The following is a 13,974-nucleotide window of genomic DNA, read 5'->3' on the forward strand; positions in this document are numbered from 1 at the left end:
CAACGCTCCTACACTAGTTAGCACGATCAAAACAGCTGCCTGTCATATATGACAGCGCAGCACGAACCGGTAGCAGGATCTGCGGTTTCATATGTTAGGTAGTGCAAACAGAACAAAAAGCAGTGAATGACGCTTGAAAAGGCCTGAGAATAACCAGACCCACACGACCCCCAACACAGGCCCCTCCATATGGGGATAGCGAACGCAGGTGAGAGTGTAAAAGCCCTTGGCGCACAAGGGGTTGATTGGCTACATTGGCTGTTTGGCGGCCCACACAGGGCCAAGACACGGCAGAGAGGTAAGGATGTTTTCATGGCAACTGGACGATGAATTGGCGCTGCTGTTCTTGCAGCCCGACATGGCAAGCGAACTCTTTGGCCTGTGCCGGGAGAACCGCGACTACCTGACCCAATGGCTGCCCTGGCCTCCCTACATACAGCAGCCGGCCGACAGCGCCACCTTCATCCGCCACGCCATCGAGAAGTTTGCCCGCGGCGAGGGATTGACCACCGTCATCGAGTATCAGGGCGAGGTCGTCGGTGTCATCGGCTACAACCAGATCGATCAGGCGCTGGCCAAGGTCACCATTGGCTACTGGCTGGCGGAACGCTGGCAGGGCAACGGCATCATCACTCGCGCCTGTCAGGCCCTGATCCATCACGCCTTCGAAGAGATGGGGATGGAGAAGGTTGAGATCAGCACGGCGGTGGAAAACGAGCCCAGCCGGGCGGTGTGCGAGCGACTCGGCATGCAGCCGGAGGGGATCAGCCGACGGGCCGAACGACTGGAGGATCGTGTGGTGGACCACGTCCACTACGGCCTGCTGCGCGATGAGTGGCTAAGGCAACGCGATCACTGATGGCCGAGGCAGCCCGGCGGTCGGCACCCTGCTTATGAATCCACAGAGGGAACCTTGATGGCACTACCGCACCTCCGCACGGCCCGTACCCGGCTCACTGTATTGCCGCCCGAGCGGGCCGACCTGATGCTGGATTTCTATCTGCGCAATCGCGCTCACCTCACCCCCTGGGAACCCAGCCGGGACGAGGGTTTCTATACCCTGAGCCACTGGCATGGCCGCCTGCGCGACAGCTATGGCCAGTTCTTCAACGGCAGCGCCGTTCATCTGGTGGCGCTCGACCCCTTGGGCGAGCAGGTGATCGCCACCTGCAACTTCACCCACATACTGATGGGCATGTTCAAGGCCTGCCATCTTGGTTATGCCATCGATCAAGCCCATGAAGGCCAGGGCCTGATGCAGGAGGTGATCGAGGCCGGGATTGAGTACCTGTTTCGGGAGCACGGCCTGCACCGGGTCATGGCCAGTTATATGCCAACCAATCTGCGCAGCGGTGCCCTGCTAGAGCGCCTCGGCTTCGAGCGAGAGGGCCTGGCCCGGGACTATCTGATGATCAACGGCCGCTGGGAGGATCATGTGCTCACCGCACGGATCAACCCGGCGATCTAGGCAAGAAGCGGCTCGCCAACAGCAGGCCAGTTGCCCGTCAGGCATAAAAAAAGGCTCTGTCCCAATTACGTGTTGCATGGGGCGCCCCAGCGCCTCATGCAAACATGCTTTGATATTTACGCCTTTTCCGTAACGCTCCAGCATCCTGCGCCAACCCAGGTAGTTCTTCAGGTAGTGCGTCGCCACGCCATGGAACCGCTCCAGCCACTCTTTCAACCGATGGTGATACCCGTTTACGTGCTGGATGTGATACGCACCGACCACCCGTTCGCCTTGACGATTGCGCACCACCTGATGGGTTACACCCTGTTCTTTGCTGAAACAGGCATACACACCCGCTCCATCGCTACACAGCACCGCATCCGCTGACACCAACGGCTTCAACACCGCGATGACCGTCTCGGCATCGATTCTCTCCAACTGGAAATCCGCATGGTGGCCTGCACGGTCTTGTACCACCATCACCGGGATGTAATCTGGCCCGGTTCCACGAGTTCGACCTTTACCACCGCGATGACGTGCCGGACGCGGCAGTCCCCGCTGCCCCTTGAACGATTCAAGGAAGAAGGTCTCATCAACCTCAACGATGCCCTCTTCCCGGGTGGCCTGATGGGTTGCCATCGCGCGCAAGAAGCGGTGACGCCAGAGGAACGCGGTGTTTTTGCTGACCCCACAGCGCCGCGCGGCTTGGCGGACAGTCAGTCCCTCGATGAGGGCTTGCGCGTAGTCTTCCCAGCACTGGGCTTTGCGCAACCGTGCCAGAGGAGTTTTAGTCAAAACGGTGCTGGTGCGCAGACACAGTTTGCAACGGTAGCGGCGCAGTCCCCGACTCCATCCCCAGGGTGCCAGCTGGGTGACATCAGCCTGACAATGTGGGCAGCCACTGCATGCCGGTAACTGAGTATTGAGCGAGGTAATGGTGTGGGGTGCAGTGAGCTCCTGCTGAGCAACACGGCGCTGGCGCAGGGTTAACTGGGGAAAAAGGGACAACAGGTGTTGAAAGGCTGGGGTATCCATGATGGTAGACCTCAAGGTGATGGCCTACTTCAAGATTAGCCTTTCAACACGTAATTGGGACAGAGCCTAAAAAAACGGGTCCGGAGCTTGGCTCCGGACCCGTCTTCAGAAGAGGTGCAGGCTTAGTTAGCCTTGGCATCGCTCACTGCGGCTTCAGCCTTGGAGACAGCTTTCTCGACGGTTGCAGTCGCTTCGGTAGCAACCTTCTCTACGGTAGAGGTGGCTTCGCTAGCGGCTTGCTCAACAGTTGCAGCAACGTCGGCGGCCGGAGTCGCTGCCGGAGCGGCGGCTTCTTCTTTCTGACCACAAGCGGTCAACATCAGGCCCAGGATACCGGCTACCAGTACTTTGTTCATGTGCATACCCTCAAAAAATATGGAGAGATGGTTCGTTCAACCATCACAGTGCGTCCGTTCACCCGGTTAGAAACCCATAGACCGGGAGCCAAGAGGCGCGCGAAATATATCCCCATACGCCCCCAATGGAAACGAGTATCACAATGATATTTTCTCGTTGGCTGGATGAAAAGAACTGCTACAACGACAAGCATTGGTACACAACACCCACCATTAACCCAAACCGTATAATAAACAACCGCAACCGGCGTGATTACTGGCGATAAACAGCGATTCTCGTCATTCGGGTGAGATACGAGATGCCCCTCTCAGTCAGACAAATTCTGACAAGCCAACCGTTTTCCTTGCTGGTGGCTGTCTCGGGCCAGATCCAGTAGCGCCATCACTGCCAATGCCTCGCTGGCCGGAACCGGATTCTCCCCTTCCCCCTTGATCGCGGCGCAGACGCCACTGTAGTAAGCGCCGTAATTTCCCGCCTCACCGACCACTGTCTGCTGCTGGAACTGACCATCCCGAATGCGACTGAGCTGACCAGGTTCGCTATCAACCCCCCAGTCTGCCGCCGGTGGCCGCTTGCCGAGCTTGAGCTGATCTTCCTGCACATCCATGCCGAACTTGATAAACGACCCTTCACTGCCGTGGATGACGAAACGGGGCATGGTGGCCGAGACCAGACAACTGCCGTGCAGTACCACTCGCATCTCGCCATACCGTTCACCATAGCCCAGCACCACGTGGAAATAGTCATCCGTCAGGGCACCTGGGCGCTGCCGCGCCAAATCCGCCTGTAGCCAGTCCGGTTGGCCAAACAGTTTCAGCGCCTGATCCAGGATGTGAGGGCCGAGATCGAACCAGAGTCCGGAGCCGGGGCCGCCCGCTTCGCGCCAACGCTGACGCACTTGTGGGCGATAGCGGTCGAAATGGGATTCAAACTGAGCGACCTGCCCCAGAGCACCTTCTGCCAGCAGACGGCGCACCGTGAGGAAGTCCCCGTCCCAGCGCCGATTGTGGAAGATGCTGAGCAGCCGCCGCTGCTTCCCGGCCAGCTCCACCAGTGCCTTTGCCTCGGCCAGATCCAGCGCGAAAGGCTTGTCGATCACCACGTGCTTGCCGGCCAGCAGCGCCTGGCGAGCTATGGGGGCATGGGTATCATTCGGCGTGGCGATCACCACCAGATCCACCGAAGGATCGGCCAGCACCTCTGCCAGCGAACCGACCCGGCAACCGGGCAAATCCGCCTCAACCTTGGCGGCATCCCGGCTCACCACCCAGCCGAGGGAGAGTCCAGGGGTAGTGGTCAGGAAGGGGGCGTGAAAGGTCTTGCCTGCGAAACCATAACCCACCAGGGCTGCGTTGAGAGTCTGGATCATCCGGTTTTCTCCACGGGTCTGTCATAAGCGTCAGGCTCGGTGCCGCCTGCAAAAAGAGAAGGGGGCCCATGGCCCCCTGAGTGTGCCCATCAGAGCACAGGATTTATTGTAAACACAAGCGCCGGCCCGGACGGGTCAACAGCAGCAACAGGGGCGGTAACAACAGCCACATATGCAGCGCCAGCTGGTTCAGCGGATCCGGCATCAACCAACCGGTGATCCCCACCAGGGCGCCTGAGCCGCTCATCTGGAACAGGCCGAGCAGGGCCGCCGCCGTACCGGCGCAGTGACCGAACGGTGCCAGCGCCATGCCGGCGGCCGCCCCCAGCACCATGGCAAAGCCGATGCTGGAGAAGAACACGGGCCCCATCATGGCCAGCGGATGCTCGACATGCTGCACCAGAGTCAGTGCGATGGCCGACAAGGTGATCACCAGCAGGCCGATGCGCAGCGTGCGTCTCGGCCCCACTCTGGCGATGACGCGTGGCGCCAGGAAGCAGGCCAGTATGTTCAGCGCCGCGTTGGCGGTGAACCAGTAGCTGAAGCCGCTCATGTCCAACCCCAGCTTCACCATCAGCTGCACCGGCGCCGCCGTGACATAGGCCAGGATCACCGCCATCGCCAGCATGCAGAGGCTGGCGTTGAACAGAAAACTCGGGGAGCGCAGCACAGGGCTGTAGCGGGACCAGCTGATGAGCGGACCGCTGCTGCTGGTCTCGTCCGGACGAGTCTCCGGCATGCGCCACAACAGCCAGCTGCCGACGATGGCCGCATAACCGGCCATAAACCAGAAGTTGGCAGACCAGCCCGCCTTGGCGGTGAGCCAACCGCCGAGCAGCGGCGCCAGCGCAGGAATGAAGCAGATGGCGCCGTTCAGATAGGAGATCATCTGGCCGCTCTTCTTGGGGCCATAACTGTCACGCACCACTGAGAAGGCAGCGACCGAGGTGGCACAGGCACCGAAGCCTTGCAGCATCCGCGCCAGCATCAGCTCACCCAGGCTGGCGGCAAAACCGGCCGCCAACGCACTCAGGCCATAGAGCAGCACGCCGCCCAGGGCGATGGGCTTGCGGCCATAACGGTCGGCGAGCGGCCCGACCAGCAGCTGACCCAGTCCCATGCTGAACAGGAACCAGGTGATGGTGCCCTGCATCAACGTCACTTCGGCACCCAGCTGCTCGGCCATCTGCGGGATGGCGGGCAGGTAGATATCGATGGCCAGTGGACTGAACAGCACCAGTAGGACAAGCAGAAGAATCAATGGCATCAGTCACCTCAAGCCGTAAGGGAAAATCGATTGGGGCGCGAGTCTACTGACTCACAGTAATGAATTGAAATGGTATTTAATCACTTTGGTTATTCCTATACGGAAACATGCATGTTATTCGCACCTCAACCAAGGTCACAGTCGTGACCAGCCAGGGCAGTATTGAGGGCAATTGGCGCTTTTACTCACAGCGTGCCCCGCATAGAATGCGCAGATTATTTTTGCGGAGGTGCTCGATGAACAAGCTTGTCCTGGCAACAGGTAACCAGAAAAAGGTGAAGGAATTGGCCACCATGCTGGCCGATATGAAGATCCAGGTGATCCCACAGAGCGAGTTTGCTGTGCCGGATGCCGAAGAGACAGGCACCACCTTCGTCGAGAATGCCATCATCAAGGCTCGCCACGCCGCCCGCATCACAGGCCTTCCCGCCGTCGCAGACGACTCGGGCCTGGAGGTGGATCTGCTGCACGGCCGCCCCGGCGTCTACTCAGCCCGCTTCGCCGGCGAGCATGCCAGCGACAAGGACAATATCGACAAGCTGCTGGCCGAGCTCAAAGGCGCCCCCGATTACCTCAAGAGCGCCCGCTTCTGGTGCGTGCTGGTCTACATGCGTCACGCTGACGATCCTACCCCCATCATCTGCCAGGCGAGCTGGGAGGGGATGATCATCGACGAACCCCTTGGTCAGCACGGCTTTGGCTATGATCCCGTGTTCTTCGTCCCCGACCATGACTGCACCTCGGCCCAGATGCCGAGCGAGCTGAAAAACCAGCTCAGCCATCGCGGTCAGGCGCTGGCCAAGTTGAAAGCGGCCCTGGCAGCCACCCACTGATACGCCGCCACGCATTTCATCTACAATGGGGGCCCGTCAGCCCCCGTTTTTATGTTTGATTATTGGAAGCCCCATGCTGCAACTGCCGCCCCTCTCCCTCTATATCCATGTGCCCTGGTGCGTCCAGAAGTGCCCCTACTGCGACTTCAACTCCCACGCCCAGAAAGGGGAGCTGCCTCACCTCGAATATGTGGCCGCCCTGCTGGAGGATCTGGATCAGGATCTGAAGTGGGCCCAGGGACGTCCTCTCTCCTCCATCTTTATCGGTGGGGGGACACCCAGTTTATTGAGTGTGGAGGCCATGCAAACCCTGCTGGACGGGGTGCGCGCCCGCATCGCCCTGACCCCGGATTGCGAAATCACCATGGAGGCCAACCCGGGCACTGTGGAGGCGGACAAGTTCGCCGGCTTCCAGCGGGCGGGCATCAACCGCATCTCCATCGGGGTGCAGAGCTTCCAGCAAGAAAAATTGGCCCGGCTCGGTCGCATCCACGGCCCCGAAGAGGCGCGCAAGGCCGCAGCGCTGGCCCACGCCATCGCGCTGCCCACCTTCAACCTGGACCTGATGCACGGCCTGCCGGATCAGAGCCTGGACGACGCCCTCTATGATCTGCAGCAGGCCATCGACTGCGCGCCGCCGCATCTGTCCTGGTATCAGCTCACCATAGAGCCGAATACGGCCTTTGCCTCCAAGCCGCCACGGCTGCCGGAGGATGATACCCTGTGGGACATCTATGAGCAGGGCCACGCCATGCTCACCGCCCGGGGCTATCAGCAGTACGAGATCTCGGCCTATGCCAAAGCGGGCTATCAGTGCCGCCACAACCTCAACTACTGGCGTTTCGGCGACTATCTCGGGATAGGTTGCGGCGCCCACGGCAAGATGACGGATCTCGTCAGCGGCCAGATACTACGCAGCGCCAAGGTGAAGCACCCGAAAGGCTATCTGGATCCCGCCCGATCCTACCTGGACAACCAGTGGCAGGTGACCGAGGACGAATTACCGCTGGAGTACTTCATGAACCGGTTCAGATTATTCGAGCCGGTCCCCAAGGCAGAGTTCGAGGCTTACACCGGCTTGGGCCTGGAGCGAGTGGAGACTATGCTCGCGATTGCCCAGACCAAGGAGCTGATCGAAGACCTGGGGGATTGCTGGCAGCTCACCGCTCTCGGCCATCGCTACCTGAATGTGCTGCTCGAGCTCTTTATGGACGAGTAAGCCGACGGGGCATCACAAGGTCCGGCTTCACCGCCAACACAATGAGGGCGCCCATGGCGCCCTCATTGTGTCAGTCATGCCTTGCGGCAGAAACCCGCTCAGCAGCAGACGCATCCCATCTGCTGTTGGCCGGGCTCCCACCGCTTGCCATATTTGGCCTTGCGCTGGTAGCTCCCCTTGCCCTTCTTGTTTTGCTCGACCCGGCTGCGAAACAGCGGATCCGTGAGCAGGGCTTGCAAGTGGTTATCCTTTATCTCCCCGCGCCTGTGGGCATAAACGATATCTGGAGATTCACTCGTCTGTTTACTTCTGTTCTCAGTCACAACCTGTCCTCATTGGCGTTACCTACTTACATTTCTTCAAAAACCAGCGTTTAGTTTCTGGTACTTGAACAATTACCCCTTCATTTTCTAAGAGTCCCAGTAACGTTCTTGAAATGTGGCCCTCATGACCCACATGCCCGCCATAAATACCTAGCGAACGTCCCAGCTCTGCATTAGTGAGTCCTGTATCCCCTGAAGCCTCAAGGGCTAAATAAACTGCACTTTTTAAATCAGCAATTGCAGATTGAGCTAACTGATAAGCTTGAGCATTCATCTATTTATCTCGTGAAATTCAGTTATAGAGACTTCGCATTTGGCGAATACCTCATTTTTTATAGTAGGCCCAGGTCAAAAACGCAGCGATTTTGTCACCAAATCGCCGCCGTCACAATGGCATCCTGGCAAACTGATCAGCCCCCTTGCTTGCGCTGGTAACTCACCTGAACAATCCCGCTTGGCAGCATCTTCACCTGAGCTGGATGCCAATGACTCACCGGGATATCAGCCCCGAATAGCGGGATGCCTTTACCAAGCAGCACAGGAACTCTGGACAGCGTCAGCGTATCGACCAGGTCAGCCTGCAAAGCCTGGCGTACCAGATTGCCGCCATCCAGATAAACATGACGGGCCCCTTCATCCCAAAGCTCGGCCAGTACCTGCCTCAATTCACCACTGACAAATTGCTCCTGATAACGGGGCTCGACAGGGTTGTGTGTCATCACCCTGACTCTCAATCCTTCATAGGGCCAGACGCCAAACCCCATGACGGCATCATAGGTATTGCGCCCCATCAGCAGCGTATCGCTGTGTTCCATCAGCGCATTGAACCCGGTGTCATCGGGTGGATCGGAAGAATAAGGCGTCAGCCAGTCGAGTGAGTTGGCCTCCCCCGCGATGAAACCATCAAGGGAAAGCGCCAAGAAGACGGTGATGCTGGGTCTTGTCATCATGATATTTATCTCTGCGAGCAAGCGGCTGATACGGCGTTATTTTACTGTTCGCAACCAGCAAGCGCTTTTGGGTCATTGGGTTTATTCATGGACGTGGGCATGATGCTCATGCTGGGCGGGGGCGCCGGATTCGAGCACTTCCAGGATGGCACAGTGCTCCGCCGAGCGCGGGCCGCCACAGCAGATGTTGGAGAGCTCCCGCAGGTTTTCGCGAAAGCGGGTCAGCTCCACGATCTTCTGCTCCACCTGGGTCAGCTTGGTGTCGGCCACCGCCTTCACCTCCTGACAGGTAACCTTGGCCTTGTTGGTGTCGAGGCTGAGCAGCTCACCTATGTCAGCAAGGGAGAAGCCCACCGACTTGGCGCGGATGATGAACTCCAGTCGCCGCTTGTCCTGATCGCCGTAGAGGCGGTAACCAGACTCGTTGCGGATCCCGGGCGAGATGAGGCCGTTCTTCTCGTAGAAACGCAGGGTATCCGCCTTCACCCCGCACGCCTTCGCCAGTTCACCGATCCGATACATGCTCTCTCTCCCGCTGGATATACGCTGTAATAAAAACCGGAACCCACTATCGCCCCTTTGCCCATTGATTGCCAGCCAAGGACAGAAAACGGACAATCCAAAGGGGCTGCCGTCACTTTTTTCCATCAAAACGCTGAAAAGACAAACGTTTTACAAAAAACCACCGAAAAACGTTTAACACCGCACCAGACAAGGCTTCGCCACGTTAAAAAATCCACCGCAGCTCACATTTTTTGTGTAGAATACGCGCCCACAAGAGAGCGTCGCGTCAAGCGGGCATTTCTTAAAACACGTTTGCCTTTGAACGACTATCCGGGTGAGCGTGGTTTGCGAAATCCCCCACTTCCATTTATTTGGGGACTCTCTGTGTTGAGCCTCGCCTCCCATGGAACGGTCCCCGTTATGCTGAGGACGATAGTGTGATGGAACAAGCTCGACCCATTCGCCGTGCACTGCTGAGTGTGTCTGACAAAACTGGCATCCTGGAATTTGCCAAGGCACTCAACGAACGTGGCGTGGCCTTGCTCTCCACCGGCGGCACCGCCAAGTTGCTCGCCGACGCGGGTCTGCCGGTGACCGAGGTCTCCGACTACACGGGTTTTCCTGAAATGATGGATGGCCGGGTCAAGACCCTGCATCCCAAGGTCCACGGCGGCATTCTCGGTCGTCGCGATCAGGATGACGCCATCATGGCCCAGCACGCTATCTCCCCCATCGACATGGTTGTCGTCAACCTCTACCCCTTTGCCGCCACTGTGGCCAAAGCAGACTGCACCCTGGCCGATGCGGTCGAGAACATCGACATCGGCGGCCCGACCATGGTGCGCTCTGCTGCTAAAAACCACAAAGATGTCGCCATCGTCGTCAAGGCTGCCGACTACGATCGCGTTATTCGTGAAATGGATAGCAATGGCAACAGCCTGAAACTGGCGACCCGTTTTGACCTTGCCATCGCAGCCTTCGAGCATACCGCCGCCTACGACGGCATGATCGCCAACTACTTCGGCACCATGGTTCCTTCCTACGGTGACAACAAGGAGGGTGACGAAGAGTCCCGCTTCCCGCGCACCTTCAACAGCCAGTTCATCAAGAAGCAGGACATGCGTTACGGCGAGAACAGCCATCAGGCTGCCGCTTTCTACGCCGAAGAGCAGGCCGCGCCGGGTTCTGTATCCAGCGCTACCCAGCTGCAAGGCAAGGCGCTCTCCTACAACAACATCGCCGATACCGATGCAGCGCTGGAGTGCGTGAAGGAGTTCAGTGAACCGGCCTGCGTCATCGTCAAGCATGCCAACCCCTGCGGCGTGGCCATCGGTGACGACCTGCTGACTGCCTACGATCGCGCCTACCAGACCGATCCCACCTCCGCCTTTGGCGGCATCATCGCCTTCAACCGCGAGCTGGATGGTGCCACTGCGGCGGCCATCGTGGCTCGTCAGTTTGTCGAAGTGATCATCGCCCCGACGGTGAGCCAAGCAGCCCGTGACGCCGTTGCCAGCAAGCAGAACGTGCGCCTGCTCGAATGTGGCCAGTGGACGACATCGGCGCAAGGTTTTGACCTCAAGCGCGTCAACGGCGGCCTGCTGGTGCAGGAGCGGGATCTCGGCATGGTGACGCAGGATGACCTGAAAGTGGTCAGCAAGCACCAGCCAACCGAGGCCGAACTGAACGACCTGCTGTTCTGCTGGAAAGTGGCCAAGTTCGTCAAATCCAACGCCATTGTCTACGCCAAAGCGGGCCAGACCATCGGCGTCGGCGCTGGCCAGATGAGCCGGGTCTACTCCGCCAAGATCGCCGGCATCAAGGCCGAGGATGAAGGGCTGACAGTGGCGGGCTCCGTCATGGCCTCCGATGCCTTCTTCCCGTTCCGAGATGGCATAGACGCCGCCGCGGCCGCCGGTATCTCCTGCGTCATCCAGCCGGGTGGCTCAATGCGCGATCAGGAGGTGATCGACGCCGCCGACGAACACGGCATGACAATGGTGTTCACCAACATGCGCCATTTCCGTCACTGATGGGTCAGGGTCGCCGCTGGCGGCCCTTTTGTTGTCTCTTTTCAACTGACTATTGTCACTGGCTGACGGCACCGGGATGCCAGCCAGTGACCACAAATAGAAGCGAGCGATACGATGAAAGTACTGATCATTGGCAACGGCGGTCGTGAACACGCCCTGGCATGGAAAGCCAAACACTCTCCACTGGTACACCACGTTTTCGTGGCACCGGGCAATGCGGGCACCCAGCTTGAGCCGGGCGTCGAGAACGTCGCCATCGAGGCAACCGATATCGATGGGCTGCTGGCCTTCGCCAAAGAGAAACAGGTCGGCCTCACCATAGTCGGGCCGGAAGCGCCGCTGGTCAAAGGGGTGGTGGATGCCTTCCGCGCCGCCGGTCAGTCCATCTTCGGCCCGACCGCTGCCGCCGCCCAACTGGAAGGCTCCAAGGCCTTCACCAAGGATTTCCTGGCCCGTCACGCGATTCCGACCGCCGACTACCAGAACTTCACCGAGGTGGAGCCTGCGCTCGCCTACCTGCGCGAGAAGGGCGCGCCTATCGTCATCAAGGCCGATGGTCTGGCGGCGGGCAAGGGGGTGATTGTCGCCATGACGTTGCAGGAGGCAGAAGAGGCAGTACGCGACATGCTCTCCGGCAATGCCTTTGGCGACGCGGGCTCGCGGGTGGTGATTGAAGAGTTTCTGGATGGCGAAGAGGCGAGTTTCATCGTCATGGTCGACGGCGAGCACGTGCTGCCCATGGCCACCAGTCAGGATCACAAACGGGTGGGTGACGGCGATACCGGCCTCAATACCGGTGGTATGGGCGCTTACTCCCCGGCGCCGGTAGTGACTGCTGACGTGCACAAGAAGGTCATGGAGCAGGTCATCATGCCGACCGTGCGTGGCATGGCGGCCGAAGGCAATGTCTACACCGGGTTCCTCTACGCCGGTCTGATGATCGATGGCGAAGGTAACCCCAAGGTGATCGAGTTCAACTGCCGCTTCGGCGACCCCGAGACCCAGCCTATCATGCTGCGGATGCAGTCCGATCTGGTGGAACTCTGCCTGGCGGCCTGCGAAGGCAAGCTGGATCAGAAAGAGGCCATCTATGACCCCCGCGCCGCCATCGGCGTGGTGCTGGCGGCGGGGGGTTATCCCGGCGATTACAGTACCAATCACCCCATCAGCGGCTTGCCGGTGGATGAGGTGGCCGGTGAGAAGGTGTTCCATGCCGGTACCCGGCTGGAAGGGCATACCAGCCTGACCCAGGGTGGCCGCGTGCTGTGCGCAACCGCCCTCGGCCATACCGTTGCCGACGCCCAGCAGCGTGCCTATCAGCTGGCGGCGCGCATCAAGTGGGATGGCGTCTTCTACCGCAAGGATATCGGCTGGCGCGCCATAGAGCGCGAGCAGGAGCAGTAATTTCCAACAGTCGCACACACATGTTCATCAGGGCCTGCGGGCCCTTTTTCACATGCCGCGACCAGTCACCTTGCCCTAGGGGGATCCCTCGCCATCTCCCTCACATTTCCCCCTCTCTCGTTACCATTTGTGACAAAAAACAGCAATTTTCACAAACAGTTCACGGTGGCTCATGGCATCATGCCTGTCATGAACACCAAACAAGGGTTCATAAGAAGCCAACCAAAAATTGATAAGCATGTCGTTAAATAAGGAAATCCCATGTTGAAAACTGTTCGCCCCCTGTTGCTGCCCCTGATGTTTGGCCTGATGACCCTGCCCGCCATGGCCGGTGAGCTGGAACAGCCGATGAAAAAGATCGGCTTCAACTACAAGCAGGCTGTCAAAGCTGACGATGCAGCCGCCATGGAGAAGCACATCAACGAGATGAAGGCTCAGCTCGACGTTGCCAAGCTGAAGAACATGCCAACCGCCAAGAAAGAGAAGTTCCTGGAAGGCATGAACAAGGTACAGACTGAGCTGGATGCCAGCCTGGCAGCCCTCAAGGCGGGTGACGAGGCCAAGGCGCGCGAGCACCTGGCCAAGGTCAATGACCTGAAGAAGGAGTACCACAAATATGCCAAGCAAAAAGGCTGATCCCTTTCACTGGGATAGTCTGGTCCGCCTCACCCACTGGGGTGTGGCGGCTGCCTGTGTCGGCAATCTCTGGCTCAACGAAGCCGGCGAGGAGTGGCATGAATGGCTGGGGTATACCGCCATGGCACTGATCGGCCTGCGCCTGGTGTGGGGGCTCTCTTTCGCCAAGGGCCATGCCCGGCTGCGAGCCCTGATCCCGAGCCGGGCAGATTTTCGCCAGCAGGCCGTGGCGTTGCATGAACGCACCCCGGCAACCCCCGGCCATCATGGCAGCGGCAAGCTGGCGGTATGGGCGCTCTGGCTGACCATACTGGCCACCGCAGGTAGCGGCTGGTTTCAGAACACCGAGCTGGGCTTTGAACTCGGGTCCGACGACTGGCACCTCTGGTGTACCTGGGCGCTGCAAGGGCTGATCGCGCTGCATCTGACTGCTCTCGCATTCACCTCCTGGCGCCAACGCAGCAATCTGGTGGCGCGCATGTTGCCTTCGGTACGCGGCAAGCGTGCGCAGCAAGCGCCAGCGCCAGCGAGTCAGGATCAACACTCCTGATATGTCAGACAGACCCGCGCCCCTAGCCGGGTCTGTCCCTTGTC

15 protein-coding genes and 1 pseudogene are annotated in these 13,974 nt (G+C 59.3%); 8 read left to right on the forward strand and 8 right to left on the reverse strand.

The features are described 5' to 3' along the window. The first annotated feature begins 304 nt into the window (after positions 1 to 304). Complete coding sequence (locus WJM78_RS19055; RefSeq protein ID WP_212513598.1) at positions 305 to 859, forward strand: GNAT family N-acetyltransferase; 555 nt, start codon at positions 305 to 307, stop codon at positions 857 to 859. A gap of 57 nt (positions 860 to 916) precedes the next feature. After that, positions 917 to 1,468, forward strand: coding sequence for a GNAT family N-acetyltransferase (locus tag WJM78_RS19060; RefSeq protein ID WP_042033725.1), 552 nt, complete (start codon positions 917 to 919; stop codon positions 1,466 to 1,468). Between the two features lie 57 nt (positions 1,469 to 1,525). On the opposite strand, the pseudogene WJM78_RS19065 reads toward WJM78_RS19060, so the two are convergent. The 4 genes and pseudogenes from WJM78_RS19065 to WJM78_RS19080 all read right to left on the reverse strand — a co-directional run. Next, positions 1,526 to 2,485, reverse strand: a pseudogene (locus WJM78_RS19065) (IS1595 family transposase); the annotation flags it as partial. A 122-nt stretch (positions 2,486 to 2,607) separates the two neighbouring features. After that, positions 2,608 to 2,841: a hypothetical protein gene (locus tag WJM78_RS19070; protein ID WP_212513596.1), complete on the reverse strand. Its 234-nt coding sequence runs from the start codon at positions 2,839 to 2,841 to the stop codon at positions 2,608 to 2,610. A gap of 308 nt (positions 2,842 to 3,149) precedes the next feature. After that, a complete protein-coding gene (locus WJM78_RS19075; protein WP_339011038.1) occupies positions 3,150 to 4,211 on the reverse strand; it encodes an oxidoreductase in 1,062 nt (353 codons plus the stop codon). Positions 4,212 to 4,314: 103 nt separating this feature from the next. Further along, positions 4,315 to 5,478 (reverse strand): multidrug effflux MFS transporter, encoded by a 1,164-nt coding sequence (locus WJM78_RS19080; protein ID WP_339011040.1) that lies wholly within the window; start codon positions 5,476 to 5,478, stop codon positions 4,315 to 4,317. Positions 5,479 to 5,714: 236 nt separating this feature from the next. Between WJM78_RS19080 and WJM78_RS19085 the strand changes: the two genes are divergently transcribed. Further along, a complete protein-coding gene (locus WJM78_RS19085) occupies positions 5,715 to 6,311 on the forward strand; it encodes an XTP/dITP diphosphatase (RefSeq protein ID WP_108535937.1) in 597 nt (198 codons plus the stop codon). Positions 6,312 to 6,384: 73 nt separating this feature from the next. Beyond that, positions 6,385 to 7,530 carry a radical SAM family heme chaperone HemW gene (gene hemW / locus WJM78_RS19090; protein ID WP_339011043.1) on the forward strand — a complete coding sequence of 382 codons (1,146 nt, stop codon included), beginning with the start codon at positions 6,385 to 6,387 and terminating at the stop codon, positions 7,528 to 7,530. Positions 7,531 to 7,628: 98 nt separating this feature from the next. Here the strand turns inward: hemW and WJM78_RS19095 are convergent, their stop codons facing one another. The 4 genes from WJM78_RS19095 to zntR all read right to left on the reverse strand — a co-directional run bounded on the left by WJM78_RS19095 (position 7,629) and on the right by zntR (position 9,325). Then, on the reverse strand, positions 7,629 to 7,853 hold the full coding sequence (locus tag WJM78_RS19095) for a ribosome alternative rescue factor ArfA (protein WP_339011044.1): 225 nt from the start codon (positions 7,851 to 7,853) through the stop codon (positions 7,629 to 7,631). A gap of 22 nt (positions 7,854 to 7,875) precedes the next feature. Continuing rightward, positions 7,876 to 8,127 carry a hypothetical protein gene (locus WJM78_RS19100; RefSeq protein ID WP_271772548.1) on the reverse strand — a complete coding sequence of 84 codons (252 nt, stop codon included), beginning with the start codon at positions 8,125 to 8,127 and terminating at the stop codon, positions 7,876 to 7,878. A gap of 136 nt (positions 8,128 to 8,263) precedes the next feature. Then, positions 8,264 to 8,803: a dihydrofolate reductase family protein gene (locus tag WJM78_RS19105; protein ID WP_339011049.1), complete on the reverse strand. Its 540-nt coding sequence runs from the start codon at positions 8,801 to 8,803 to the stop codon at positions 8,264 to 8,266. 81 nt (positions 8,804 to 8,884) lie between these two features. Beyond that, positions 8,885 to 9,325 (reverse strand): Zn(2+)-responsive transcriptional regulator, encoded by a 441-nt coding sequence (zntR, locus tag WJM78_RS19110; RefSeq protein WP_108535940.1) that lies wholly within the window; start codon positions 9,323 to 9,325, stop codon positions 8,885 to 8,887. A gap of 422 nt (positions 9,326 to 9,747) precedes the next feature. Here zntR and purH point away from each other — a divergent pair, with 422 nt between their 5' ends. The 4 genes from purH (at position 9,748) to WJM78_RS19130 (ending at position 13,930) form a co-directional block, all read left to right on the forward strand. Beyond that, positions 9,748 to 11,340: a bifunctional phosphoribosylaminoimidazolecarboxamide formyltransferase/IMP cyclohydrolase gene (purH, locus tag WJM78_RS19115; protein ID WP_339011052.1), complete on the forward strand. Its 1,593-nt coding sequence runs from the start codon at positions 9,748 to 9,750 to the stop codon at positions 11,338 to 11,340. A 114-nt stretch (positions 11,341 to 11,454) separates the two neighbouring features. Continuing rightward, positions 11,455 to 12,744 (forward strand): phosphoribosylamine--glycine ligase, encoded by a 1,290-nt coding sequence (gene purD / locus WJM78_RS19120; RefSeq protein WP_042033735.1) that lies wholly within the window; start codon positions 11,455 to 11,457, stop codon positions 12,742 to 12,744. 261 nt (positions 12,745 to 13,005) lie between these two features. After that, positions 13,006 to 13,380, forward strand: a complete 375-nt coding sequence (locus WJM78_RS19125; protein WP_042033736.1) for a cytochrome b562 — start codon at positions 13,006 to 13,008, stop codon at positions 13,378 to 13,380. Further along, on the forward strand, positions 13,361 to 13,930 hold the full coding sequence (locus WJM78_RS19130) for a cytochrome b/b6 domain-containing protein (protein ID WP_339011055.1): 570 nt from the start codon (positions 13,361 to 13,363) through the stop codon (positions 13,928 to 13,930). Before WJM78_RS19125 ends, WJM78_RS19130 begins: the two co-directional genes overlap by 20 nt. Positions 13,931 to 13,974: the final 44 nt, after the last annotated feature.

Origin of the sequence: Aeromonas popoffii, from assembly GCF_037818705.1 — a bacterium.
In the GTDB taxonomy this organism is placed as follows: Bacteria; Pseudomonadota; Gammaproteobacteria; order Enterobacterales; family Aeromonadaceae; genus Aeromonas; species Aeromonas popoffii.

Coding starts and splice junctions, on each gene's coding strand:
- WJM78_RS19055 (WP_212513598.1), top strand. CDS start 305: ATGTTTTCATGGCAACTGGACGATGAATTGGCGCTGCTGTTCTTGCAG.
- WJM78_RS19060 (WP_042033725.1), top strand. CDS start 917: ATGGCACTACCGCACCTCCGCACGGCCCGTACCCGGCTCACTGTATTG.
- WJM78_RS19070 (WP_212513596.1), bottom strand. CDS start 2,841: ATGAACAAAGTACTGGTAGCCGGTATCCTGGGCCTGATGTTGACCGCT.
- WJM78_RS19075 (WP_339011038.1), bottom strand. CDS start 4,211: ATGATCCAGACTCTCAACGCAGCCCTGGTGGGTTATGGTTTCGCAGGC.
- WJM78_RS19080 (WP_339011040.1), bottom strand. CDS start 5,478: ATGCCATTGATTCTTCTGCTTGTCCTACTGGTGCTGTTCAGTCCACTG.
- WJM78_RS19085 (WP_108535937.1), top strand. CDS start 5,715: ATGAACAAGCTTGTCCTGGCAACAGGTAACCAGAAAAAGGTGAAGGAA.
- hemW (WP_339011043.1), top strand. CDS start 6,385: ATGCTGCAACTGCCGCCCCTCTCCCTCTATATCCATGTGCCCTGGTGC.
- WJM78_RS19100 (WP_271772548.1), bottom strand. CDS start 8,127: ATGAATGCTCAAGCTTATCAGTTAGCTCAATCTGCAATTGCTGATTTA.
- WJM78_RS19105 (WP_339011049.1), bottom strand. CDS start 8,803: ATGATGACAAGACCCAGCATCACCGTCTTCTTGGCGCTTTCCCTTGAT.
- zntR (WP_108535940.1), bottom strand. CDS start 9,325: ATGTATCGGATCGGTGAACTGGCGAAGGCGTGCGGGGTGAAGGCGGAT.
- purH (WP_339011052.1), top strand. CDS start 9,748: ATGGAACAAGCTCGACCCATTCGCCGTGCACTGCTGAGTGTGTCTGAC.
- purD (WP_042033735.1), top strand. CDS start 11,455: ATGAAAGTACTGATCATTGGCAACGGCGGTCGTGAACACGCCCTGGCA.
- WJM78_RS19125 (WP_042033736.1), top strand. CDS start 13,006: ATGTTGAAAACTGTTCGCCCCCTGTTGCTGCCCCTGATGTTTGGCCTG.
- WJM78_RS19130 (WP_339011055.1), top strand. CDS start 13,361: ATGCCAAGCAAAAAGGCTGATCCCTTTCACTGGGATAGTCTGGTCCGC.